General features: G+C 44.9%; 26 protein-coding genes and 2 pseudogenes. 20 read left to right on the top strand and 8 right to left on the bottom strand.

From position 1 onward, the window contains the following. The first annotated feature begins 35 nt into the window (after positions 1–35). The 13 genes from AB6E08_RS14825 to AB6E08_RS14765 all read left to right on the top strand — a co-directional run bounded on the left by AB6E08_RS14825 (position 36) and on the right by AB6E08_RS14765 (position 10566). Positions 36–983: a DUF523 and DUF1722 domain-containing protein gene (locus tag AB6E08_RS14825; RefSeq protein WP_009846088.1), complete on the top strand. Its 948-nt coding sequence runs from the start codon at positions 36–38 to the stop codon at positions 981–983. Further along, positions 980–2440, top strand: a complete 1461-nt coding sequence (phrB, locus tag AB6E08_RS14820) for a deoxyribodipyrimidine photo-lyase (RefSeq protein WP_371708042.1) — start codon at positions 980–982, stop codon at positions 2438–2440. Before AB6E08_RS14825 ends, phrB begins: the two co-directional genes overlap by 4 nt. Before the next feature lie 14 nt (positions 2441–2454). Next, positions 2455–2886, top strand: coding sequence for a nuclear transport factor 2 family protein (locus AB6E08_RS14815; protein ID WP_371708041.1), 432 nt, complete (start codon positions 2455–2457; stop codon positions 2884–2886). Next, entirely contained in the window at positions 2886–3617 is a 732-nt protein-coding gene (locus AB6E08_RS14810; protein WP_102268104.1) for an SDR family NAD(P)-dependent oxidoreductase, read from the top strand. Before AB6E08_RS14815 ends, AB6E08_RS14810 begins: the two co-directional genes overlap by 1 nt. 2 nt (positions 3618–3619) lie before the next feature. Continuing rightward, positions 3620–4891 carry an NAD(P)/FAD-dependent oxidoreductase gene (locus tag AB6E08_RS14805; RefSeq protein WP_372065228.1) on the top strand — a complete coding sequence of 424 codons (1272 nt, stop codon included), beginning with the start codon at positions 3620–3622 and terminating at the stop codon, positions 4889–4891. Continuing rightward, complete coding sequence (locus AB6E08_RS14800) at positions 4888–5694, top strand: DUF1365 domain-containing protein (protein ID WP_372065230.1); 807 nt, start codon at positions 4888–4890, stop codon at positions 5692–5694. The genes AB6E08_RS14805 and AB6E08_RS14800 overlap by 4 nt, the downstream gene beginning before the upstream one ends. Before the next feature lie 118 nt (positions 5695–5812). Further along, a complete protein-coding gene (locus AB6E08_RS14795; protein WP_372065233.1) occupies positions 5813–7093 on the top strand; it encodes a class I SAM-dependent methyltransferase in 1281 nt (426 codons plus the stop codon). Then, positions 7071–7592, top strand: coding sequence for a DUF2878 domain-containing protein (locus AB6E08_RS14790; RefSeq protein ID WP_102268100.1), 522 nt, complete (start codon positions 7071–7073; stop codon positions 7590–7592). The genes AB6E08_RS14795 and AB6E08_RS14790 overlap by 23 nt, the downstream gene beginning before the upstream one ends. 3 nt (positions 7593–7595) lie before the next feature. Further along, on the top strand, positions 7596–8183 hold the full coding sequence (locus tag AB6E08_RS14785) for a chalcone isomerase family protein (protein WP_372065236.1): 588 nt from the start codon (positions 7596–7598) through the stop codon (positions 8181–8183). Further along, positions 8180–8722: a DUF3833 domain-containing protein gene (locus AB6E08_RS14780; protein WP_017082957.1), complete on the top strand. Its 543-nt coding sequence runs from the start codon at positions 8180–8182 to the stop codon at positions 8720–8722. The genes AB6E08_RS14785 and AB6E08_RS14780 overlap by 4 nt, the downstream gene beginning before the upstream one ends. 330 nt (positions 8723–9052) lie before the next feature. Beyond that, positions 9053–9316 carry a hypothetical protein gene (locus tag AB6E08_RS14775; RefSeq protein ID WP_004732701.1) on the top strand — a complete coding sequence of 88 codons (264 nt, stop codon included), beginning with the start codon at positions 9053–9055 and terminating at the stop codon, positions 9314–9316. 222 nt (positions 9317–9538) lie between these two features. Then, positions 9539–10213 carry an SDR family NAD(P)-dependent oxidoreductase gene (locus tag AB6E08_RS14770; protein WP_372065241.1) on the top strand — a complete coding sequence of 225 codons (675 nt, stop codon included), beginning with the start codon at positions 9539–9541 and terminating at the stop codon, positions 10211–10213. 113 nt (positions 10214–10326) lie between these two features. Further along, complete coding sequence (locus tag AB6E08_RS14765; protein WP_009846076.1) at positions 10327–10566, top strand: RNA-binding protein; 240 nt, start codon at positions 10327–10329, stop codon at positions 10564–10566. 255 nt (positions 10567–10821) lie between these two features. Here the strand turns inward: AB6E08_RS14765 and AB6E08_RS14760 are convergent, their stop codons facing one another. From AB6E08_RS14760 to AB6E08_RS14745, 4 genes are all read right to left on the bottom strand, one after another. Further along, positions 10822–11166, bottom strand: a complete 345-nt coding sequence (locus AB6E08_RS14760) for a ribosome recycling factor family protein (protein WP_017098838.1) — start codon at positions 11164–11166, stop codon at positions 10822–10824. A 210-nt stretch (positions 11167–11376) separates the two neighbouring features. Beyond that, positions 11377–12609, bottom strand: a complete 1233-nt coding sequence (locus tag AB6E08_RS14755; protein ID WP_372065244.1) for a MalY/PatB family protein — start codon at positions 12607–12609, stop codon at positions 11377–11379. A 122-nt stretch (positions 12610–12731) separates the two neighbouring features. Continuing rightward, on the bottom strand, positions 12732–13199 hold the full coding sequence (locus AB6E08_RS14750) for an OsmC family protein (RefSeq protein ID WP_004732693.1): 468 nt from the start codon (positions 13197–13199) through the stop codon (positions 12732–12734). A 29-nt stretch (positions 13200–13228) separates the two neighbouring features. Further along, positions 13229–13621 carry a GFA family protein gene (locus AB6E08_RS14745; RefSeq protein ID WP_372065247.1) on the bottom strand — a complete coding sequence of 131 codons (393 nt, stop codon included), beginning with the start codon at positions 13619–13621 and terminating at the stop codon, positions 13229–13231. Between the two features lie 238 nt (positions 13622–13859). Between AB6E08_RS14745 and nagE the strand changes: the two genes are divergently transcribed. The 4 genes and pseudogenes from nagE (at position 13860) to AB6E08_RS14725 (ending at position 16997) form a co-directional block, all read left to right on the top strand. After that, positions 13860–15338, top strand: coding sequence for an N-acetylglucosamine-specific PTS transporter subunit IIBC (gene nagE, locus AB6E08_RS14740; protein WP_372065249.1), 1479 nt, complete (start codon positions 13860–13862; stop codon positions 15336–15338). Positions 15339–15723: 385 nt separating this feature from the next. Continuing rightward, a complete protein-coding gene (locus tag AB6E08_RS14735) occupies positions 15724–16152 on the top strand; it encodes a hypothetical protein (RefSeq protein WP_372065252.1) in 429 nt (142 codons plus the stop codon). 6 nt (positions 16153–16158) lie between these two features. Beyond that, positions 16159–16404: pseudogene (locus tag AB6E08_RS14730) on the top strand (GNAT family N-acetyltransferase); the annotation flags it as partial. 41 nt (positions 16405–16445) lie between these two features. Further along, positions 16446–16997, top strand: coding sequence for a hypothetical protein (locus AB6E08_RS14725; RefSeq protein ID WP_122046525.1), 552 nt, complete (start codon positions 16446–16448; stop codon positions 16995–16997). 50 nt (positions 16998–17047) lie between these two features. Here the strand turns inward: AB6E08_RS14725 and AB6E08_RS14720 are convergent, their stop codons facing one another. From AB6E08_RS14720 to AB6E08_RS14710, 3 genes are all read right to left on the bottom strand, one after another. Next, entirely contained in the window at positions 17048–18334 is a 1287-nt protein-coding gene (locus AB6E08_RS14720) for a sensor histidine kinase (protein WP_372065254.1), read from the bottom strand. Further along, the gene (locus AB6E08_RS14715) at positions 18318–18992 is read right to left on the bottom strand and encodes a response regulator transcription factor (RefSeq protein WP_017098832.1); all 675 of its coding nucleotides are present in this window, start codon (positions 18990–18992) and stop codon (positions 18318–18320) included. Before AB6E08_RS14715 ends, AB6E08_RS14720 begins: the two co-directional genes overlap by 17 nt. Positions 18993–19197: 205 nt before the next feature. Next, on the bottom strand, positions 19198–20133 hold the full coding sequence (locus AB6E08_RS14710; RefSeq protein ID WP_102248793.1) for a LysR family transcriptional regulator: 936 nt from the start codon (positions 20131–20133) through the stop codon (positions 19198–19200). Between the two features lie 172 nt (positions 20134–20305). Between AB6E08_RS14710 and AB6E08_RS14705 the strand changes: the two genes are divergently transcribed. The 3 genes from AB6E08_RS14705 to AB6E08_RS14695 all read left to right on the top strand — a co-directional run bounded on the left by AB6E08_RS14705 (position 20306) and on the right by AB6E08_RS14695 (position 23473). Beyond that, a complete protein-coding gene (locus AB6E08_RS14705) occupies positions 20306–20989 on the top strand; it encodes an SDR family oxidoreductase (protein ID WP_371996494.1) in 684 nt (227 codons plus the stop codon). Positions 20990–21087: 98 nt separating this feature from the next. After that, on the top strand, positions 21088–22311 hold the full coding sequence (locus AB6E08_RS14700) for an MFS transporter (RefSeq protein WP_371996495.1): 1224 nt from the start codon (positions 21088–21090) through the stop codon (positions 22309–22311). Positions 22312–22363: 52 nt separating this feature from the next. After that, on the top strand, positions 22364–23473 hold the full coding sequence (locus AB6E08_RS14695; protein WP_372046032.1) for an alkene reductase: 1110 nt from the start codon (positions 22364–22366) through the stop codon (positions 23471–23473). Here the strand turns inward: AB6E08_RS14695 and AB6E08_RS14690 are convergent. Beyond that, positions 23463–23662: pseudogene (locus AB6E08_RS14690) on the bottom strand (IS4 family transposase); the annotation flags it as partial. The gene AB6E08_RS14695 and the pseudogene AB6E08_RS14690 sit on opposite strands and share 11 nt — an antisense overlap.

Genomic DNA, 23662 nt, shown 5'->3' with positions numbered 1-23662 from the left:
AATAACAAAGAGCAAAGATCGTAAGGAATTGACCAATGGATAAAAAAATAAAAATAGGCATTAGTGCATGTGTCGCCGGTCATAAAGTTCGGTTCGATACTGGCCATAAGCGTTCTCGTTTTTGCACAGACGATCTTGCAGACTACGTAGAGCTTGAGCCAGTTTGTCCAGAGATGGGGGTTGGACTTCCAACGCCTCGTCCTACAATCCGTCAAACAAGAATGTTAGACGACATTATTCACGTTTCTCGACCTGATGGTTCTGGCGATGTCACCGATGAACTGATTGAGTTTGGGCAAAACTATTCAAAGAATAACCAACACATCGCAGGGTTTATTGTGTGTCAGAAAAGTCCAACCTGTGGCATGGAGCGAGTAAAGGTTTATCACCACCACGGGCGTGGTTCTGAGTCGACAGGCGTTGGCTTGTTTACTCAGCAAGTAATGCAAGGCAACCCTCTACTTCCAGTAGAAGAGAATGGTCGCCTCAACGATCCAATTCTGCGTGAAAACTTTATGACACGTGTTTTCACTTACCAAAAGTGGCTCGATCTTGTTGATGAAGGTGTCACCAAACACAAACTGATTCAATTCCACAGCGCTCACAAATACCTAGTGATGTGCCACCACATTGAAGGCTACAAGAGCCTAGGCAAACTTTTAGCGAGTAACGATTTAGAGATCGATGAGTTGGCAGAAAAGTACATCGAAGGACTGATGACGGCGCTAATGCATCATGCAAATCGCGGCAGTCATGCTAATACTCTGCATCACTTGCAAGGTTACTTTAAGAAACAACTGAGCAGCGCTCACAAACAAGAGCTCACCAATCAGATTTCTTCATTCAGAGAAGGGCTAGTTCCTCTGTTAGTTCCACTAACGCTGATCAACCACTATCTAATGGAATACCCAAACGAGTACCTAGAATCACAAGTTTATCTAAACCCGCACCCACAAGAACTTAAGCTGAGATACGGATATTGAGCGACATTCTATGGATAAGACGAGACCTGAGGATTCACGATAACCCAGCGCTCGTCTCTGCAGTTGAAAACGGCGTCTCTATCGCCGTTTTTATTTCAACCCCGCAGCAATGGCAACAACATCACCTGGCACCGATAAAAGCGGACTTCATTTATCGCCACCTGAAACAGTTCGAATCACAACTCGCTGAATTCGGTATCACTCTGCTGCATCTCAAAGCCACGGATTTTAACGATCAAGCCACCCAGCTCATCGACTTGTGCAAACAGATCGATGCTTCATGTGTGTACGCTAATTCAGAGCCGGAAGTGGATGAGCAGTTAAGAGACAAACGCTTAATTGCTAGCGGCATCAAGCTCAAAATAACCGACTGCGATACGATTCTGCCATTAGGTAGCGTGCTGAATAAACAAGGTGAGATGTTCAAGGTTTTCACACCTTTCAAAAACGCATGGTTAAAAGAAGTGCAAGCGAAAGGCATCATTTGCAGCCACGCTCCAGTGCATTCAAAAGGATCGGCACAAGCAGGATCAGTGCAAACAGATTCATCTGAAACGGATTCGCTTCAGAATCTATCACAACTGAAACAATCGTTAAGTGGTTTTTCTGGCGAGTACGATTTCGACTTTCCGCGTACCGATTCAGAGCGTTGGCCACTGAGCCAAGACGTCCTTGAGAGCGTGATTCCCAATTTCTTAGCCAATAAAGTTAATGACTATTCTCGCCTTAGAGATATTCCATCGGTAAAAGGCACGTCTGGCCTTTCCCCTTACTTAACCATTGGCGCTGTGAGCCCACGATGGTTAGCGATTCAATTGATTCAACAACAGCCGGACTTGTTATTTGATACTCAGTTGCCAGCCTTTTCTTGGCTCAATGAATTGATTTGGCGAGATTTTTATAAGCATTTGATGTTCCACCATCCTAAACTGGTTAAAGGTGCGAACTTTCAGCAGAAATACAACGGCTTAGATTGGTATCACGACAACCCTAGCTTCAAGGCGTGGTGCGAAGGAAAAACAGGCTACCCATTAGTTGATGCAGCGATGCGTCAATTGGTTGAGACAGGCTGGATGCACAATAGGCTAAGAATGGTGGTGGCAAGCTTCCTAACCAAGCACCTGCTGATCGATTGGCGTTGGGGTGAGCGTTTCTTTATGTCACACCTTATCGATGGTGATTTCAGCGCGAATAATGGTGGCTGGCAGTGGGCCTCAAGTACTGGCTGTGATGCTCAACCCTACTTTCGAATTTTCAATCCAATCACTCAGAGTGAAAAGTTTGATCCAAAAGGAATTTTTATTCGTAAGTACATACCAGAGCTGCAAAATATCCCAGATAAACATGTGCATTTCCCACATGACTTTATCACTAAAAACGGAATAGACAGCGAATACTGGCAACCCATCGTTGAGCACAAAGAAGCACGATTGAGAGCCTTAGCCTTCTTCAAATAATTAGAGTGAATATTATGGATAACTCTCTATGGCTTGATAACTTTTTCAACATGTATCGAGAACTCGGAACCGACAATTTCGACGTGCTTAAGACGGTTTATCACCCTGATATTGAATTCCAAGACCCACTGCATCATGTCAGCGGTATTTCGGCGCTTACGCACTACTTCGAGAACCTCTACACCCAAGTAACGAGCTGTTACTTTCATATCGAACACACTTTCGAAGTGAACGACGAAGCTTCGGTGTATTGGACAATGCAGTTTGCTCACAAGCAATTAAATGGGCAAAAGCCAATCGAAGTACAAGGACACAGCCACCTCAAGATGCTCGACGGCCAAGTGGTTTATCACAGAGACTATCTTGATGTGGGTTCGATGCTGTACGAGCACATCCCAGTACTAGGTTGCGCGATCAAATCCATCAAAAAAAGAGCGAGCCGATAATGCGTATTATGATCACAGGAGCGACCTCAGGTATTGGCCAATCACTCGCTATAGATTATGCTCAACAAGGGCATCAGGTGATTGCTTGCGGCCGTAATCAAGACAAACTGCAAGCTTTAGTTGATTCACACGAGACAGACTTATCGCACTCGTCAATTGACCCACTCTGTTTTGATTTGACTGATTACCACAACTTCCCAGCACTCGACCAAGATAAGCCGCTCGACCTACTGATTTTGAACGCGGGTGATTGTGAGTACATCGATGATCCTGTTAATTTCGACGCAGAGTTGTTCGAGCGCGTCATCAACATCAACCTAATTTCAATTGGCTACGCCCTCAAAGCTTGGCTAAAAAACATCAAGCCCGGCGGCCGCTTGGTTTTAGTCAGCTCCAGCGCGAGCTTTCTACCATTGCCAAGAGCCGAAGCTTATGGCGCTTCAAAGGCCGCTCTCACCTACTTAGGTAGAACACTCTCAGTTGATCTCGCCGAGCACAACATTCATGTCTCAATTGTGCACCCAGGCTTTGTTGAAACACCATTAACCGAGCGAAACTCCTTCGCTATGCCTATGATTATTAGTAGCGAGGCAGCCACTCAACGAATCGTAAATGGTATTGCTCAAGGAAAGAGCGAGATCGATTTCCCAAGACGATTCATATTAATAATGAAATTACTAAGAATGCTACCGACTCCAGTTTGGCAAAAACTCGCTTCAAGGATGGTATAACAATGAAAAAAATCGCCATTATAGGTTCAGGTATCTCTGGACTGACTTGCGCACATGTACTAGATAAGCACCACGACGTTACGGTATTTGAGAAAAATGACTACGTCGGCGGGCACACTGCTACGGTTGATATTGAACACCGAGGCAAGGCGTTTTCGATAGATACAGGTTTCATAGTATTCAACGATCGAACCTACCCGAATTTCAATCAGCTACTCGTACAACTCGGTGTCGAAAGGCAACCGACCGAAATGAGCTTCAGCGTACACAACACCACGACTAAGTTTGAATACAACGGCCACAGCATTAATTCGTTATTCGCTCAGAGGAGTAATATTTTCAAGCCTCAATTCTGGTCATTAGTGTCTGACATCCTCAAGTTCAATAAGCTGTGTAAAGCCCAGTTCGAGAGCAACCAATTCACGCCAGATGTTACCCTTGGCAGCTTCCTAAGCGACAACCACTTCTCAGACTTCTTTAGTCAGCACTACATCTTGCCAATGGGTGCAGCTATCTGGTCGACAAGCTTAGAAGAGATGGAAGAGTTCGAGCTTAAATTCTTTATTCAGTTCTTCTACAATCACGGCCTGCTAGACATTGCCAATCGACCTCAATGGTATGTGATTCCTAAGGGTTCACGCTCGTACGTCGAGATCATCCTTTCATGCTTGAATAAACCAGTCGCGTTAAACACCTCGATTAAACAAGTCATTCGTCAAGAGTCAGGGGTTACCATTGAATTCGAAGATGGCAGCACACAAAGCTTCGACGAGGTGATTTTTACGTGTCACTCAGACCAAGCCCTGCGTTTGCTGGGCGACGCGACTGAACAAGAACAACAGGTACTAGGGGAGATCCCTTACAGCCGAAATGAGGTGGTTTTGCACACGGATACCAACCTGTTACCCGACCGTAAACTGGCTTGGGCTAGCTGGAACTACATGCTAGATGGCAACAGCCAAAGGCCTGCCTGTGTCACTTACAACATGAACATTCTGCAGGGCATTGAAAGCCAAGACACCTTCTGTGTAACCCTAAACCAAAGTGACGCGATAGCGCCTGATAAAATCATTCGTAGCTTTGTTTACCATCATCCGGTGCTCAACTCGAACACGGTCGAAGCCCAGCATAAGCGCGAGCAGATCTGCGGCAAAAACAACACCCACTTTGCAGGCGCTTATTGGTACAACGGATTCCATGAAGACGGTGTTCACAGTGCGCTCGATGTCACGAAGCGCTTTGGCCTAGATTTGAGCTCGAGTTCAGTACGATGAACACTCACACCATGACACCCGACATGGGGATCGCATCCGAAAAGAGTGAAGAGCTCAGCGGTATTTACTGGGGCAACGTACGCCACCGCCGCTTTGGCGATATTACTCATGAATTTAGCTATCAGCTGTATATGATGGGGTTAGATCTCGATGAACGGCCCCAAACCACAGCGCGTAGTGCGCTGTTCGGAACTCGATGGTACAACCCGATTCGCTTTGTCGAATCGGATTATCTCGCTGAAAAAAAAGAAAATGCCACCACGGATGAACCAAAATCACTTAAACAACGTATAGCTTCCAAAGTGCAAAAACTTGGTGGGGTTTGGTCTGATTCAAACCGTGTGACGATGCTGGCTCAGTGTCGCTGTTTAGGTATCTATTTCAGCCCAATCAACTGTTTCTTCTGTTACGACGAAACAGGAGCTTGCAAGTACATGTTGGCTGAAGTGAGTAACACGCCTTGGCGCCAACGACACTACTACCTGATCGACATGCACCAAGAACTAAAGGTTAAGAAAGAGTTTCACGTTTCGCCGTTCATGGATTTGAATATGACTTATTTTTGGAAGATTAAGCCACCAGCGAAACGCACCTTGGTCCACATTGAAAGCCGCCGAGACGACAAGCTTTTCGATGCGACACTGGCCTTGACGAAACAGTCAGTAACCAAGACAAACATTAGACGAACGGTATTTAAGATTCCGGCGATGACGATCAAAGTCGTGATGGGAATTTATTATCAGGCTCTCAAATTATTCCTGAAAAAAGTACCGTTTGTGGGGCATCCAGACTCAACATCTTAAGTGTCTTCACAGCAACTAAATAATAGAACTCGACCCAAGCTTGGGTTCGCTCCAACTAAGGGGCACAACCCAGCTTAGTTGGCACAAAATATTAGAATGAGTTATCAGCGAGGTTTACATGGAACAGCTTGCCAAACAAAACAACAACATTGAACAACAAGCTAAAGCCGTTGCTGTTTCAAGCAACTGTAAATATCGAGCTTTAATCTTTAAGGTTCTAGAAAGCCTGCAATTCGCGACGATTGAGATTATTGAGCGCGACCAGCATTCGGTGTTCGGCGATCGAGAAGCAGATTTGAAAGGTAGAATCGTGATTCACGATGCAACCTTTTTTAGAGATGTCGTGATTGACGGCAGTATTGGCGCATCTGAGGCCTACATTGATGGAAAATGGACAAGCCCAGATCTCACCAAAGTGATTCAAATCATGGCTCGAAATCAATCTCAACTCGACGAGCTTGACGATAAAACGCAATGGATTTCTCGCATCAAAAACCTATTGTTGCGTCGTAAGAATGCCAATACCGAGCAAGGCTCTAAACGTAATATTCTTGCGCACTACGACATTGGCAATGAGTTGTATGAACGCTTCTTAGACAGCTCGATGCAATACTCTTCCGCTATCTACAGCGGAGAAGCAGAAACCCTATCCAAAGCTCAGCAAAACAAAATGAAAACCATCTGTGAGCGATTAGAGTTGTCAGAGAAAGACAGCGTGGTCGAGATAGGTACCGGCTGGGGTGGCTTAGCGATATTCATGGCGCAACACTACGGATGCCATGTCACCACAACCACAATCTCAGATGCCCAACACGCGCTTGCAGAACAGAGAGTAAAAGCGCTCGGCTTAACCGACAAAATCACCCTGCTTAAAGAGGATTATCGCAACCTCACTGGTGAGTATGACAAGTTGGTCTCTATCGAGATGATTGAGGCGGTCGGACATGAATATCTACAGACCTTCTTTGAGAAATGTTCTTCACTGTTGAAACCATCAGGCAAAATGCTGATTCAAGCGATCACTATTGCCGACAGTCGTTACGACAAATATCGCAAAGGCGTCGACTTTATTCAGAAGTACATCTTCCCTGGCGGCTGTCTCCCTTCGGTTTCAGTGATGACCCAACACCTTGCGACCAGTACAGACCTTGTTGTCCAAGAAATTGATGACATTGGCCTTCACTACGCTCGAACACTTAATGATTGGAATGTTGCCTTTGAAAACAGTTGGGAAGAGTTAGAGTCTCTCGGCTATTCAGAAGAGTTTAAGCGCTTGTGGATCTTCTACTTCTGCTACTGTGAAGGTGCATTCAAAGAGCGCGTGATCAGTACTCATCACTTAGTTGCTAGAAAACCTCGTTACTTTGGAGCAAAAGATGAAACGGTTTTGGATTATTAATCTCGTTCTGTTTCAAGCGACCTGGGTTTGCAGCGCCTTCTTTACCGCGCAAGCCCCGTTCGTCACGCCATTGATCGTGGTGGTTCACTTCCTTCTCTCTCCAACTCGCAGTAGCGACTTGAAAATACTCATCTTATTACCATTGGGGCTATTGCTTGATAGCCTCATGCTCCACTTCGGTATTTTTGCCGTCGACTCTGAAATTGCTAATCAATCTTGGTTTCCAGTTTGGCTCATTTGCCTGTGGATCATGTTCTTAATCAGTTTCAATCACAGCCTGAATTGGCTTTTAAAATGCTCAAAAGTGATCTTGTTTGTCATAGGGTTCGTAGCAGGTACTAGTAGTTATTGGGGAGGCATCAAAGCAGGCGCCCTTCTTACTACTTGGCCAGATGCATCGGTGCTCGCTGCCCTTGCAATAAGTTGGGGGATTTTGTTGCCCTTACTGGTGGCCGCTTACTCCAACTTAGTACAACCCAAAATGGCAACAACGAGGTGACTTATGGCTTTTCCACGCAACCCTACGCAAGCGTTCAAACCTGAGAGCGATGTTATTCGCGTTCGCACTCAAACAAGCGTGCAATCAAGAAACCGACTATTTAGCTTAGTCACCCTAACCCTCATTTGCGCAGCACTCCTATTTACCGGGAATGCCAACGCTTCTGCTGTCGATGATTTAAACAAGCGTGGCCAAGGTGAGATGAGTTACTTATTTTGGACTTTGTATTCTGCAGAGTTCTACACCACGCCATCTAACTCTGAGCGTGCTTTGAAACTTGAGTACTACCGAGCAATTGACAGCAAAGACCTTGTAGACGCAACCAAAGACCAGTGGAGCAAACTTGGTTACTCCAACAACAATATCCAGCGTTGGTTGAAGCCTTTGTACGCAATGTGGCCCAACGTTGAGGAAGGCAGCACGCTGACTATCCGAGTTGCTGAAGACAACGTAAGTCGCTTCTATTTCGATGAGCAACCCATCGGCACCATCCAAGACAAGCAATTTGGTGAAGCCTTTCTCGCGATTTGGTTATCTGAGAACACATCTGAGCCAGGTCTACGCAAACAACTATTAGGTTTGAACAAATGAATCCAAAAACAACAATAATAAAATTTGCTTTGGCACTGTTTTCACTCACTTGGCTAGCGGGTTGTGGCTCTGCAAGTTTAGAAAACCACGTAGACACTACGCCAGAGCTCAAGCTTGAAACCTTTTTCAATGGCGAGCTAATGGCTTACGGCATGGTACTCGACCGCTCTGGTAACCTACTACGCCGTTTTGACGCTAAGCTTGTCGCGACTTGGGACGGTGATAAAGGAGAAATCAAAGAGTGGTTCTCTTTTGCTGATGGCGAGCGCTCAACACGCGTTTGGAACCTGATAAAAACCGGTGAAAACACCTATTCAGGCACCGCTAATGATGTAGTCGGTACCGCTTATGGCGAGACTCTAGGTTCTGCTCTGTATTGGAAATATGACTTAGAAATCGAAGTCGACGGCAGCACCTATGAAGTCGTATTAGACGACTGGATGTTCTTGATGGACGACAAACGCTTGTTCAACAAAACTGAGATGTCTAAATTTGGGTTTAAAGTAGGCGAAGTGATCTTATATATCGAGAAGATTTAATTTAACCGCTCTTTCCTGTTCCCATTTTCATCAACGGTAACCGTTACCCCGAAAGACACTTTCAGCCCACCATATAATTTCAGCCCGCAAACAATCTCAGCCAACAATGCAATCTCAACCCACAACAGAAAATTGTGGGTTGTTCTGTTTAATCCCTCGAATAGCATACCTGCATGCTCAAGCCTTTGTGCTAAGATGCGCCACCAGCATACAAATGGGCTAAACTCAGTTGAGCGGATGTGATACACAGTTCCACCAATTCAGAGCACTTCCCCATTGTTTCGCTAAGCGTAGATTCCCTACCATGAATAATTGAAAAGGCTTTAAAGCATGAGCAAGTTGACCTCAGCGGAGCGTAAAGCTCGCGACAATGAACGTTTCTCACAACGTGTAAACGACCGCAGAGAAAAAGGCGAAGACGTAGTTGCTTACGCACTGACCAACAAGAAAGCTGTAAAATTTCTGACTAAGTCGGAAAAGAAACGCTTCAATGAAGCGAAAGTCATTCGCCAAGAAGAACAGCGAGTGAAAGATCAAGAAGAACTCAACAGAATCGAAGACTCATTCACGACCAAACAGTTCGACGAAGAGTAATCTGATTTCAAAAGCGCTGGCTCTATGCCGGCGCTTTTACCTTTAGACGCTTTACCTTGAGGCATTTTTTCCTTTCTGCTTTTCTTGTTATCTTCCTACGACTTTCTCAAACCTCTGTTTTATCGATCTTACTCATGGATCTCGGCATCTTGGTCTTAGATCTCAGCAAACAGATATTCAAAGCCTTACTATCTCGATTCAATTCAATAATTCCGAGTCACCATGATTTTAATCACCGGATCAAGCAGCGGTTTAGGCGCAGCTTTAGCCAAGCAATATGCGAACACATCGAACAGCCATCAGCGCTTAATGATCACTGGCCGCAGCTCCCAACGTTTAGCTGAATTAGCGAAAAATCTGCCAGCGAATACTGTTAGCCAAGCCTGTGACTTGTGCGATCCACAATCAGTGAGTGAGTTATTGGATGCGTTGCCTGAAACACCAAAGCTGGTGGTTCATAGCGCAGGCAGTGGGTACTTCGGTAAAATTGAACAACAAGATCCCGCCGCCATCAGCGACATGCTGAAAAACAACATCGAGTCTTCGATCTTTTTGATTCGCGAGCTTGTGCAGCGCTACAAAGATCAACCCGTCACCATTGCGGTCGTGATGTCGACCGCGGCTCAAGGCGCGAAAGCAGAAGAATCCACCTACTGCGCAGCAAAATGGGCAGTAAAAGGCTTTATCGAATCGGTAAGGTTGGAGCTCAAAGGTCACCCGATGAAAATCGTTGCGGTTTATCCCGGCGGAATGGCGACAGAGTTTTGGGGAACCAGCGGCAAAGCGATGGATACTTCAAGCTTTATGACAGCTCAAGAGGCTGCTCAAATGCTGCAACAGGCGTTAACCAGCACTGAGCATGGATTTGTATCAGATATCACGATAAACCGCGGTTAACGGCTAATGAGAGTATCGAACAGGTAAACAGAGCTATTCGAGCTAATTATTTGTGAGGGTGAGCATGAAAGTGTGCGACAATGCTCGGCGTAAATTCATATTCAAGGTTTATTATGAAACTTCTAGTTCGTAACCTATCGCGCTCTACTGCTGAGCAAGACATCCGTGTTCTATTTTCTGAGTTCGGCTCAGTAAAAGAGTGCAGCCTAGTTTTAGACCAAAACACTGGCGAATCTAAAGGCTTTGCATTTGTTGAAATGCCAGAGCACGAAGAAGCGAAAGCGGCACTAAACAAGCTGAACATGTCAAAGCTTGGCAGCAACACGATTCGTGTAAAAGTCGCTAACTCTTAATTAGAGCAAGCACTTAGCAAAGGCTGATTGTTAGCTTATAGCTTAAGATTGATTGTTAACATCAGATCGGTTGTTAACAGCAGATTAATCGTTAACAGCAATCATCAAATGACTGGTCTCTTTATCTAGCTTCACCGTAAGCTCAGATAATAAAGCCCGTAACGATATTCCGCTGAAAAAGCATAATATCGTTACGGGCTTTTTGCTGCTCGCGATTCTCTTTTCAAAACCAACCTATTCACTTATCGTTTGCGCTTATAACCCTTCATATTCATCAATAGCACGCCTTGCTTCTGCCATTGAACATCCTGATTCCATCACTAACTGCGCGACCGTCATCGAGGGCGTAGCGGCTAACAACGATGCCAAACACACCACAGGCTTAGGCAGTACTTTGTCGATTGCGATTGCTATCCAACCGTCTTTTTCATGAGTGAGCAGGGTTTTAAATTCAATGAGTTGATGATCCTGAGCCACCAACAACCAGTTGCGTGAACGTCGCACTCGCTTCAACTGGCATCCACACTCAGTCGCATTCGCCATCACTTGGCTTTTATCACTCACACGATGTACAAAACTATTCAGTGGGACACTAAACATAACTCTCTGCCAACCAACCTATACCAATCATTCAAGCGCTCTCTAACTACCACTCGGCAACTCAACATTCTCTATCAATAAAATCATGCTTAGAATTACACAGACACAAAAAAACCGCCAGTGATGCACTAAGCAGCCTCGCGGTTTTTTGTTCTTTAGAGCCCAATGATCAGCATCAGCGGCTAAGCATTTTCAATTCAACATGGATAATCAGCAGCAGCTTTTTGAAGCACCGCTATTACAACAAGTTGAAGAAGTCTGACGTCCTCGCTCAAAGCCATCAATTACATCTGCTAACGCGGTAAATGATTGCTCGATATTATCGCGTGACGTCGCGATGTTCATTCGCATGAAGTTAGGGCTTTGTGCACCAAACCAACCTCCTGGGGTTAAGCCCATTTTAGCCTGCTCAAACACCACATTTTTTAGCTCTTCTTCCGAAAAATCCAAGCCTGAGAAATCAAACCACACTTGGTAAGTGCCTTGCGGCTGGAAGACTTTTAACTGAGGAATGCGCTGCTCCGCAAACTCAGTGATCCATTTCACCGTGTCTTGCAGATACACCAACATACCATCTAGCCACTCTCCACCTTTCTCAAAGGCCGCCACGGTTGCAAACGTACTGAACGCATTACCATGATCAAGATACATCGCCACCACATTGGTTTTGAACGCTTCAAATAACTCATGATTGTTGGTGTACACATAGCCATTTGAGATGCTGTGCATGCCGAAGGTTTTCGCCGGAGAGCCAATCAAGGCAATGACCTTGTCGTAATCAAAGCTGGTTAAGCTCGTAAAAGAATGACCTTCAAAAATAATGTCGGAATGGACTTCATCACTGATGATAAGCACATCGTGGCGCTTAGCTATTTCGATGACTTGTTCAATCTCTTGAGGTGTCCACACTCGCCCAGTCGGGTTATGCGGATTGCAGAAAATCATCGCCTTCACTTGCTGTTCGATGATCTGTTGCTCCATACCAGCAAAATCAACCTGATAACTCTGTCCGCCATTAATCAACGGGCTATTCACGACCTGACGACCTGCTTTATTCACCAAATTAGCGAACTGATGATAAGCCGGCGTATGAATAAGCACACCATCACCCTCATTGGTAAACTGGCGCAGTAACAACGCGATGCCCGGTAACACTCCCGGAACTTGTACGAACTTGTCAGAAGATAGGTTCAGCCCATGACGCTTTGCATACCATTGTGATAGCGCCTCAAACACCGCCTGTTCATTGAACTCATACGAGTACACTCCACGCTCAACCAAACGATTCAGCTCTTGAGTGATCGGTTCGGCTACCTGAAAATCCATGTCGGCTACCCAGTAAGGAAATACATCGACAGTGTTGTAAATGCTCTCTAGCATCTCTGGTTTGCTTTTGATAAACGCATGTTCACCGTAATTCGATGCACTGTTAAACGCTGTCATGGAGGGTTCCTCAAATAGTGTGTTTGGTTCTTTTGCAATCAACTGGATTGCCTGAATACCCTTAAGACGATAGCGAGATAAAAAGGACGAAGCTTTTAAAGAAATCTTGTGATTAATTAAAATTAATCTCGCATCTCGACCACAATTTCAGTCTTGACCGAGTTCGCGATAAAGCAGTTTTTGTGCGCCAAATGATGCAGTTTGTCGAGTTGTTTGGCGGTTGGTATCTTAGATCCGGAGAACACAATATCAGGTCGCAGAGTCACCTTAGTGACCGATGAGCAGCCTGATTCATCTTCTTCCAACACGCCGATTGCATCATCCACATAAGAATCGATCACATACTTCTGCTTTGCGGCAATGCCCAAAAACGTCAGCATATGGCAGCTAGAAAGTGCCGCGATAAACGCTTCTTCTGGGTCGACATTCGCTTCCACCGAAAACGGCAGTGGCACAACATGAGGAGAAGATGAAGCTGGCACAGTGATACCACCATCGAACTCCCACGTATGACCGCGACTGTATTGGTTGTCGCTAAAGGCTTCATCTTCCGCTTTTTGCCAGCGAATGACCGCTCCATATTCAGACATAATTAATTCCTTTTATATTGTGTAACGACTTAGCGATCAGCAGGGTGATTGACACCGTCGTTGGTCACCACATCACCAATATCAAAAGGGTTCACCCCTTCCAAACAACCAATGTTAAAACCGTATTCATTTGGGCTTGAACGGCGTTGATGATGGGTATAGATACCGCAGTTTGAACAGAAGTAATGCTTCGCGGTATTGGTATTGAATTGATAAAGCTTAAGATGCTCCGCACCTTTCAGGATCTTGATACCATCCAACGCAACAGAGCCCACAATCGCGCCTCTAAGACGACAGATAGAACAATCACAACGGCGCGGCTTTTCTATTCCGTTAGGTAGGCTGAGCTCTAATTCAACCGCACCACAATGGCAGGCTGCCTTGTGAAAAGGTTGGATAACCGTGTTACCGACTACTTTCATTTCTCTCTCCATCAAGTCCTTGTATCGAACTATCTTAACGAGAACCATTTACCTTGTCCGTAACCAAGCTTTGAATTTAGCATTTTTAGAACAATCAACTTATCCATAAAATCTTCAATAGTTCTCAGTTTTACAACGACATCGCCCTACATTAATAATCGTTAATCTAAGCACAACCGATCCTTAATCCTTATGCAAGTAAGCTCTCTCTATCAATAAAAATAGAGAGAGAAAAAACGTGAATATACTTGGATACTTACAAAAAATCGGCAAAGCACTGATGGTGCCGATCGCCGTACTGCCTGCTGGTGGTTTGATGCTAGGGCTAGGTTATGCCCTTGACCCATCAGGTTGGGGAGCTAACAGCGCTTTAGCAACCATACTCGTATACGGTGGCAAAGGCATTATGGATAACCAAGCGTGGTTATTCGCGGTTGGTGTCGCTTATGGTTTAGCGAAAGACAATAACGGCGCTGCTGCTCTATCTGGCCTATTAGGTCTGCTCGTCGTGGAAATGATCGTGGGTAACGTGAATGTTATCTCACAAATCACCGGTGTCCCTGTCGACCAAATGAGCGCATCTGAACTTATCGCCTCCAATGCAGCGGTAAGTGCATTCACTGGCATCATGATAGGTATTGTCGCCGCCACTCTATATAACCGATTCCACACCATAAAACTGCCTGCTGTTCTTGGGTTCTTTGGCGGCAAGCGTTTCGTTCCAATCATCACATCTCTGGCCGCGATTAGTATCAGCTTAGTCATGGTTTATGTGTGGCCTGTCGTCTACGGAGCACTGGTTGAGTTCGGCATCTCTATTTCTGAGATGGGTGCGACAGGCGCTGGCCTCTATGGTTTCTTTAACCGCTTACTTATTCCTGTTGGCTTGCACCACGCACTTAACCAAGTTTTCCTATTCGATTTAGTGGGCATCAATGACATTTCTAAATTCTGGTCGGGCACCGGTGAACTCGGTGTAACGGGTATTTATCAAGGTGGCTTCTTCCCTGTTATGGGTTATGGCTTACCAGCGGCATGTTTAGCGATGTACCACTGTGCAAAACCAGAAAACAAAAAGAAAGTCGGCGGTATTCTTGGCGCTTCAGCGTTAACCGCTATCTTAACTGGCGTAACAGAACCGATTGAGTTTGCCTTCATGTTCGTGGCACCGGTACTTTATGTTATTCACGCGCTTCTTGCCGCTATGTCGCTATACATTGCTGCTAGCATGCAGTGGATCGCTGGCTTTACCTTCAGTGGCGGTTTGATTGACTTCGTGTTGTCTTACAATCTTCCACTCGCAGTAAAACCTTACATGTTGATACTTCAAGGTATTTTCTTTGCGACGATTTACTACTCAATATTCCGCTTCGCTATCTTAAAATTCGATCTCAAAACACCGGGACGTGAAGATGTGGACGTAGCAGAAGTAAACCAAGTTTCATCGAATGAGAAAGCGGCGCAATACTTAAAAGCGCTAGGTGGACATGCGAATCTAACCAGTATCGATTCATGTATCACAAGACTGCGCTTAACACTTAAAGACATCAGCATTGTTGATGAAGCGACACTGAAAGCGATTGGCGCAATGGGCGTGGTAAAAATTGGGGCTAACAACCTTCAGGTTATTATTGGCACAGAGGCAGAGGAGATCGCTCATGCGATGAGTCAAATCCCTAAAAGCCAAGACCTAACATCGGTCCCACTTCCGAGTTAACCCCTGCATCGCTAAAACACAGCACACGTTGCGATTCACATTAAAGCACTCAGGCCAAAGCGATTCGCTTTGGCTTTTTTGCACTCGCAGCGTAAAGAGATTATGGGAGCGAAAAAGACGGGCTCTTGACGATAGGCATGCATAGGACGAACAACCGCTTTTAAGACGTTGATTAATCGAGAATTCAAAGGCCATTTCGGAGTGATGACATGCCTTACGACAGCGGTATTATGTGCTTGCACGGTCACGGTTTAGTACTTAAACAATAGAACTGCTTTATGTCATAGACATAGCATCCAGCTGATAATAAGCAACAATACTGATACTCTAAGCGGATTATTCTCACCGAGTGATATAAAAAGACTTTGCATCAAGGAAGATTAAGATGACTAAAACTAATAAATTACTTTTAATTTTAGCTCTCTCAATGATTCTCATGGGAGCTTCAAAGGTGGTTGGATACTACTTCAACTATGGATTAACCAACATCGTATACACAATCTACGTATTGATGGGATTACTATTTTGCTTCCTACTTTACGCTAAAATACAAATTGCTAACTGGCTGTTGTTCATGTTTTTTCTGGCTCAATTTGTCGTGGTATATAGTCCCACTTATAGATATGACTTTACTACAGGGTTGACCGTGCACTTCACATATTGGGCAGGCTCAATAGATACCCCTCCAAATGAGAGGTTTGGATTTGCTTTCAATTCTCTATCGGTTTTTCTGATGGGTTTGTGTATTGCAGGGATAGGAAACACCAAAAAAGCTGATACCTTCGAAAATAGCGGTAAAGTCGAAAATATATAATAAAACTATCGTGTGCAAAGAGTGATGAATATCCATGACTTTATGGTGTCAGATAGCTTTCGTGGTAAAGGTGTTGGCAAGGCGCAACTGAATGGTATCGAACAGTATTGTCGTGATAATGATTACCTCAAAATCACACTAGAGGTCAGTAATGATAATGTTGCAGCTAAAAATCTCTATAGTTCTTTGGACTACGAAGATTGCAGGGTAGTTTTGAAAGGTCAGCAACATTGGCAGAAGTACCTCAATTAGCATGCATTTAACTGAGCTTTATCCATAGTTAAAGGAATCAGATGAACAAGATACAAATAGCTTTAGTCATGGTATGCATGATTATCCTCGGTTTCATGTTGGGTGGTGGTTTCAACTCTGCTGAACGAGATACAGTGATTCAAGGTGAAGGTTTACCTTTATTTGAAGTCAAAGTTGCCAGTTCTTTCCCAGTGAAACCTCTGGAGAATTTCAATATTACAACTGATAGCCCAGTTACTAACTTTCGAGTGCCTTTAGCGCTTGAGAACGAAACTAAGCTTAGTTTTCTATCAGACTTCGAAGTTACAATAGATAACGAGTCTGAATTGGTGGGGCGAGTTAAAGTTGAGCGAGCTTTTATTAGTAAGGATGAGTGTATTGCTGCATTAGGTTCCTTAATAGAAAAATTTCAGGAGCACTATCCAGTATTTCAATTTGAGCCTGGCAAGTCGAGCTACTCGAAAATGGTTGGAGATTTGCGAGTTGGTGCTTCATGCTCGGTTTATGAAAAATCCCCATACGTTTCGTTAGAGTACTATTTAGAAAGTAACTCCGTAGTGGATAACATCCTTAAAGCTTTTACGCAAAGATAAAGCTACAATAAGGATTAAGGTGTTGGGCAGCCTACAAACATCCACTAAAGTTAACGTTCAAAATAGAGGCGAGCCCTTAATCCTGGGGTGTTATCTCTTAAAATAAGATGGGCATGGTGACGCTTTACTACGGCATCAACCAGAGACAAGCCAAGGCCGTTGCCAAATTCCGTTCGACTTTTATCAGCACGGAACATAGGCCGACAAACATTCATCTTGTCTTTATCTGATATCCCGATACCGTTGTCTGCCACCGTGACACCAAAGTAATCAACCACCACTTCAATTTTTCCCTTTTCAGGTGTGTATTTCACTGCATTTTCAACCAAGTTAAAAACAGCCCTGAACAGAAGGCTTTTATCACCCAATATTTCGCACTCTTGGTCTAGCCGACAAACCAAACTCTGTTGCTTCATTTCAGCAATCGGGCTGATAAATTCAATAGCATCTTGAGCTATTTTTCCGAGATCTACACGCTCTGTGGCGATCAACGTTTGCCCGCTATTCAGCTTGGTGATCTCTAACATGCTATTGAATAGCGATAAGATGAGCTCCAACTCATCATGGCAAGCCGAGAATTGCTCTTGATGTTCATCGGTCAATGTGGAATCCGATAATACCTCTTCTAAGCGTAACTTTAGCCGAGCCATGGGAGTGCGCATATCATGAGCCATGCCTACTGTTAACGACTTCAATGACTCTTCATTTTTAGCCATTTGCTCAATCATGAAGTTGAGATGGATCGCCAAAATATCAAATTCATCATCTTGTTTGGATACGGGGATTTTTACGCTTTTTTCACCACACAGCACTCGATTCATCGCTTGGTTGACTCTTTCTAAACGCTTTAAGATCAGAACCGTAAAAAACAGAGCCGCGATCAGCATAACGGCAATAGGAAGTACAATGCCCGAAAATACAATCGGGATTAGAGTTTTTCGATACTCTTCTACCGCCTGTCTATCAATACCAATCACCAAGCGATGCGTATCTCCAATGCTAATGTTGGCGGTTTCAGACATAAGCGAAACAACAGGATAAGACGTGGTTAGTAAAGGGCTTGTTCGCTCAGAAAAGCGATAGTAAAAATTAGTGTCGGATGTTTGCTTTACGGCAAGTAACCTTTCAACGTCCTCTTTACTTTGATTGGCTGCATAACTGAATTCGGATGACTCATCTTGCAGCTGTCGAATGAGTTGTGCCCGATGGAACGCATCTGAGTCTTTGTATACCTGCCTAATCACGATGACATTAATCACTGTCACCAACACAAACAAACCGACTAGAGTCTTAAATACAGAGGAACGAGTGAGGGAGTAATCATCGACGAAGGACATAACCTGCCCCTCTCACTGTATGAAGCAAATCAGGGCAACCTGCTTCTTCAAGCTTCCTTCTTAAATTGGCGACATGAACATCAATGACATTGGTTTTCGGGTCAAAGTGGTAACTCCAAATAGCCTCAAACAAGCGCATTCTTGAGACAACTTGCTCACTGTGCTCGACAAAATACTGAATCAGTTGAAACTCTTTCGGCTGCAATTGGAGATCTTGATTCATACAAGTGACTTGATGTGCTCGTAAATCGATTTCTAAGCAGTCATAGACTAAATTTGTCTCAGTAACGGGCTGACGTTTGGTTCTATTGATAATGATGTCTACGCGCGCGATAAGTTCAGCCAGCGCAAAAGGTTTTATCAGATAATCATCACTTCCTGCTTGAAGGCCATTCACTCGATCTTCCACGCTGTCCATGGCACTCAAAATTAATACCGGTAAATTTTCTTCTGTCGCTTTGATTGCAGAGAGAACTTTCATTCCATCCAAATACGGTAACATGCGATCAAGAATCACCAGTTGATACTCGGAGCTTAACGCCATCATTAAGCCTTTTTTGCCATCTTCTGCTTGGTCGACCGCATAACCATGTTCTTCAAGACCTTTGGCCACAAATTCTCTTGTGGTGGTGTCATCTTCGATAATTAGTATTTTCACTACTTCCCCCTTTATCGGAGATAAATATTATCGTAAACCAAATACTTATCGCCAAAAAAAGAAAGGCTCGCGTGACTAATGCGAGCCAGATGCAACTTAGAGGGTAAACTGCAATTCGGTAATAAAGTTTATTTGATCAATAAAGCTTCAAAGGCACTATAGATCTATCGTCATTGAGGTTTCATTTTCAATAGATTAACGATAATTAATCTCTGCCAGATCTCTCGACCAAGTCATTAAAATTATCAAACAGAAAATCCAAAAACAGCCGAATACGCTTAGGCTGATACTTCTTGCTGATGTACACCACATTCAAGTCGGCACTCGATACTGACGTCGAGGTATTGAAGTTCTTCATGTAGCCATTAAGTAGCGTCACAAGGCGTTGGTTATTGATGTCGTCTTGTACATCCAGTACCGATTTAAGCGCAATACCCTCACCTTTTAATGCCCAGTAACGAATCACTTCACCATCGTCTGAGAATCGCTTTGGAACAACGGTAATCGACTTCTTCATGTCGTGGTCTTGGAAATGCCATGTCTTAAGTTCTTCATTGCTGCGCAGCATCGCCAAACAATCGTGCTCGACCAAATCTGGTGGTGTTAGCGGCGTTCCATGCTTGGCAAGATATTCTGGTGAAGCACACAACACACGTCGGCTTGGCGATAAGCGTCTGGATATCAAACTGCTGTCGACCAATTCACCATAACGAATCACGATATCCATGCCAGATTCAGCAATGTTCGAGAGGTTATCGTTCAAGTACAGGTAAGGAATAACGTCCGGATACTGCTGACAAAACTCCGAAAGAATAGGAAGAATGTACTGCTTTCCGATGTCTTTAGGTGCTGCAATCTTTAGTGGGCCTTTAACCTCTTTAACGCCATTTTGAATCAGGTTTTCAGCCTCGCTGACGTTGTCTAAAATCTCCAAACATGCCTTGTGATACAGCTCGCCAGAGTCGGTCAAAGACACATGACGCGTACTTCGATTCAACAACTTCACACCATATCGTTCTTCAAGCGCCTGCAGCCTTGCTGTCATGGTCGCAGGCGATAAACCCAGTTCACGCCCCGCCGCTGCTAACCCGTGATGCTTAACAATGCTCACGAACATCGCCATATCTGAAAACTTATCCATACGATTCTCGCTTCCACCTCTTCGTCTTACTTCTCGATCTTAATGCTCGATTTGAATACCCATTCACACTATTCAGATTAACCGAATAATGATTTTATAGTTTAGCCAATTATCAAATTTAGTCGAATAAATATAATGACAACCATCAGCAGAACACGCAGGAATTCAGAACATGAACAACGAACTTACAAACCAAGAAAAGCACACATTCGTCATCATTGGTGGGACATCAGGTATCGGCAAAGCATTAGCAATGCAATTGAGAAACGAAGACAACACAGTACACATTGCCAGCCGACACACAGGCGTTGATATCAGCAATGAGAAATCGGTTTGTGAATACTTCGAATCGATCGGTGCATTTGATCACTTGGTGATAACCGCGGGTTCATACGCTCCCGCAGGAAAAGTGACAGACCTTGCTATCGCAGACGCAAAAGCAGCATTTGATACCAAGTTTTGGGGAAACTTAAACGTAGCCAAGCACGCCGCACGTTACATGACTCCAAACGGCTCAATCACACTAACCACGGGCATGCTGTCACGCAAAGTGGTTGCTGGTACTTACGTAAAAACCGCAATTAATGCCGCGCTAGAGAGCGTAACTAAAGTGCTTGCCAAAGAACTTTCACCGATTCGAGTCAACGCCGTCAGCCCCGGCCTTACCATGACTGAAGCTTACAAAAACATGGACGATTCAGCTCGTTCAACCATGTACGACAACGCCAAAAACAACCTACCCGCAGGCAAGGTTGGCGAGCCTTCAGAGATAGCCATGGGTTACCTGTTCGCAATTAATAACCCATACGTCACTGGGTCAATCATCGATATCGATGGAGGCGCTCTACTCGGCTAACACTCCGCAAAGAAGCAAAGAAGCAAAGACATAAAGAACAATCGTTAGGGCGTGTATCGCACGTCCTAACAAACAAGAATTTACATAGGTAGCTCATCATGAAACAAGAAACCGTCCACCAAGAAACTATCCATATAGAAAAGATTCCATTCCAAGTTTGGATACTGACACTCGCTGCATTTGCAATCGGCACGGCTGAGTTTGTTATCGCAGGCATTCTTCCACAGATCGCTACATCACTTTCAATCACAGAAGGCCAAGCTGGCTACCTTATCAGTGCTTACGCGTTGGCTATCGTTATCGGCGGCCCGATCTTAACCATCTACCTTGCTCGCTTTAACAAGAAGATGGTGCTGATTGGCTTAATGGTGCTGTTCATCATCGGTAATGTCTTGTCAGCCCTTGCTCCTAGCTACCCACTTCTACTTGCAAGCCGCGTTATCGCAGGCTTAGTGCAAGGTCCTTTCTATGGCATAGGTGCAGTTGTCGCGACCAATTTAGTATCTGAGAAAATGGCAGGTCGTGCTGTTGGCCAGATGTTCGCTGGCTTAACGCTCGCTAACGTTCTTGGGGTTCCCGCAGGAACTTGGGTGAGCTTGCAATTCGGTTGGCACACCACTTTCTTTACCGTGGCAGCACTTGGCACCATCGCCATGATTTCAATCTTAACGTCAATAAAATCTTCAGGTCACAGCGAAGCGAGAGACATCAAAACTCAGCTGTTGGCATTCAAAAATCCAATGCTGCTTATCAGCTTGGCGATCACCGCTTTTGCTTGGTCTGGCTTCATGACGCTTTACGGCTACCTTGCGCCTATCGCCATGCACATCACGGGTTACGGTCAAGAATCAGTAACTTGGATCTTAGTGATTGTTGGTGTCGGCTTAATCATCGGTAACACCTTGGGCGGACGCTCTTCTGACAAAGATTTAGGCAAAGCATCGATGTTTTGGGCCGTCGCGATGATCGTTTCATTGGTTGTGGTTGGCCTTGTTGTAGACAACAAAATCCTATTCGTTACCGCTGCATTTATCTTTGGTATTGCATCATTTGCGAACGTTCCTGCCATGCAGCTTCGAGTAATGAACCACGGTGGCGAAGGCCAAGAGCTAGCAGCAACCGCGAATATCTCAGCGTTTAACTTGGCCAATGCCTTCGGTGGCTTCCTAGGCGGCATGGTACTCGACAGCCAACTAGGCGCAGGAATGATTCCATTCGCAGCCGTTGTTGTCCCAGTGATTGGTTTGTTGCTTATTGCAAAAGCCAACCGAGCTGAAAAGCCACAAAACGACTCTATCTTCAGCCCTGCGGAATCGAAATAGTGACCACCGCACGCTAAATCAATCAATACATGACCGATACAAGGTAAATACCATGAGCAAATTATTCGAAACAGCAGAACTCAAAGATCTAGAACTACAAAACCGTGTGGTTATGGCACCCATGACACGCGCTCGCACTAGCCAACCTGGAAACGTGCCAAACGACATGATGGCGACTTATTACCAACAACGAGCAAGTGCAGGGCTTATCATCACTGAAGCCACACAAATTTCAGATGACTCTCAAGGTTACTCATTCACACCCGGCGTCTATACCGATGCGCAAATCGAAGGTTGGAAATCAGTAACAACAGCAGCAAAAGAGCAAGGTGCCGCGATATTCTGCCAACTATGGCACGTAGGCCGAGTATCACACCCTACCTTTCAAAAAGGCGAGTTGCCGATTGCACCTTCTGCACTGGCACCCATAGAAACGCAGGTTTGGATCTCTGATGAAAATGGTAACGGCAACATGGTGGATTGCATTCAACCAAGAGAGATGACCCAAGCCGATATCGATCGTGTTGTTCAAGATTTTGCTAACTCAGCGAAGAAAGCGGTCGAGGCAGGGTTCAATGGCGTGGAAATCCACGGTGGTAATGGCTACCTGATTGACCAGTTCCTAAGAACCAACTCAAACAAACGCACCGACAACTATGGTGGCAGTCGTGAGAATCGACTTCGCTTTCTAATTGAAGTCGTGGATGCGGTAATTGAAGCGATTGGTGCTGACAAAGTGGGCGTACGTTTAGCCCCATTCATCACCTTCAAAGACATGAACTGTCCAGACATCGTGCCAACGATTTTAGAAGCGTCAAAGGAACTGCAAGCTCGTAATATCGCTTATCTACACCTATCAGAAGCCGATTGGGATGACGCGCCTGTGATACCTGAAAGCTTCCGTGTGGAACTAAGAGAGTTGTTCTCTAACACCATCATAGTTGCTGGCAGCTACACACCAGAACGCGCCGAAGAAGTGTTAAGCAAAGGCTACGCCGACCTTGTCGCATTTGGTCGCCCATTCGTAGCAAACCCAGATCTCGTTTCACGCCTACAAAACGGCAGCGAACTATCCGATCTCGACGGCGCCACTCTGTTTGGCGGCAACGAAAAAGGCTATACCGATTACCCTAATGCCGTTCGGATAAGCATTATTGCTTGAACCTGAACGGATATTTGGCTGGGACAAAGAGGACTGAACGTGGAAACGTTCGGTCTTTTCTTTTATCTGGAAGAATGAAGTGACTCAAACTGTCTCTCATCCTTTTCAGTTTTACAGGTAGAGTTCCGTCTGGACTTAAAGCTAACCAACGTAATTGCGCATCAATAAGGTTAATTGCGGCGGTAAAAC

Source organism: Vibrio sp. 10N.247.310.24 (genome assembly GCF_041467175.1).
GTDB classification, from domain to species: Bacteria; Pseudomonadota; Gammaproteobacteria; order Enterobacterales; family Vibrionaceae; genus Vibrio; species Vibrio tasmaniensis_A.
The sequence above is the reverse complement of the archived record's forward strand: the minus strand, read 5'-3'. Positions and strand labels throughout refer to the sequence as shown.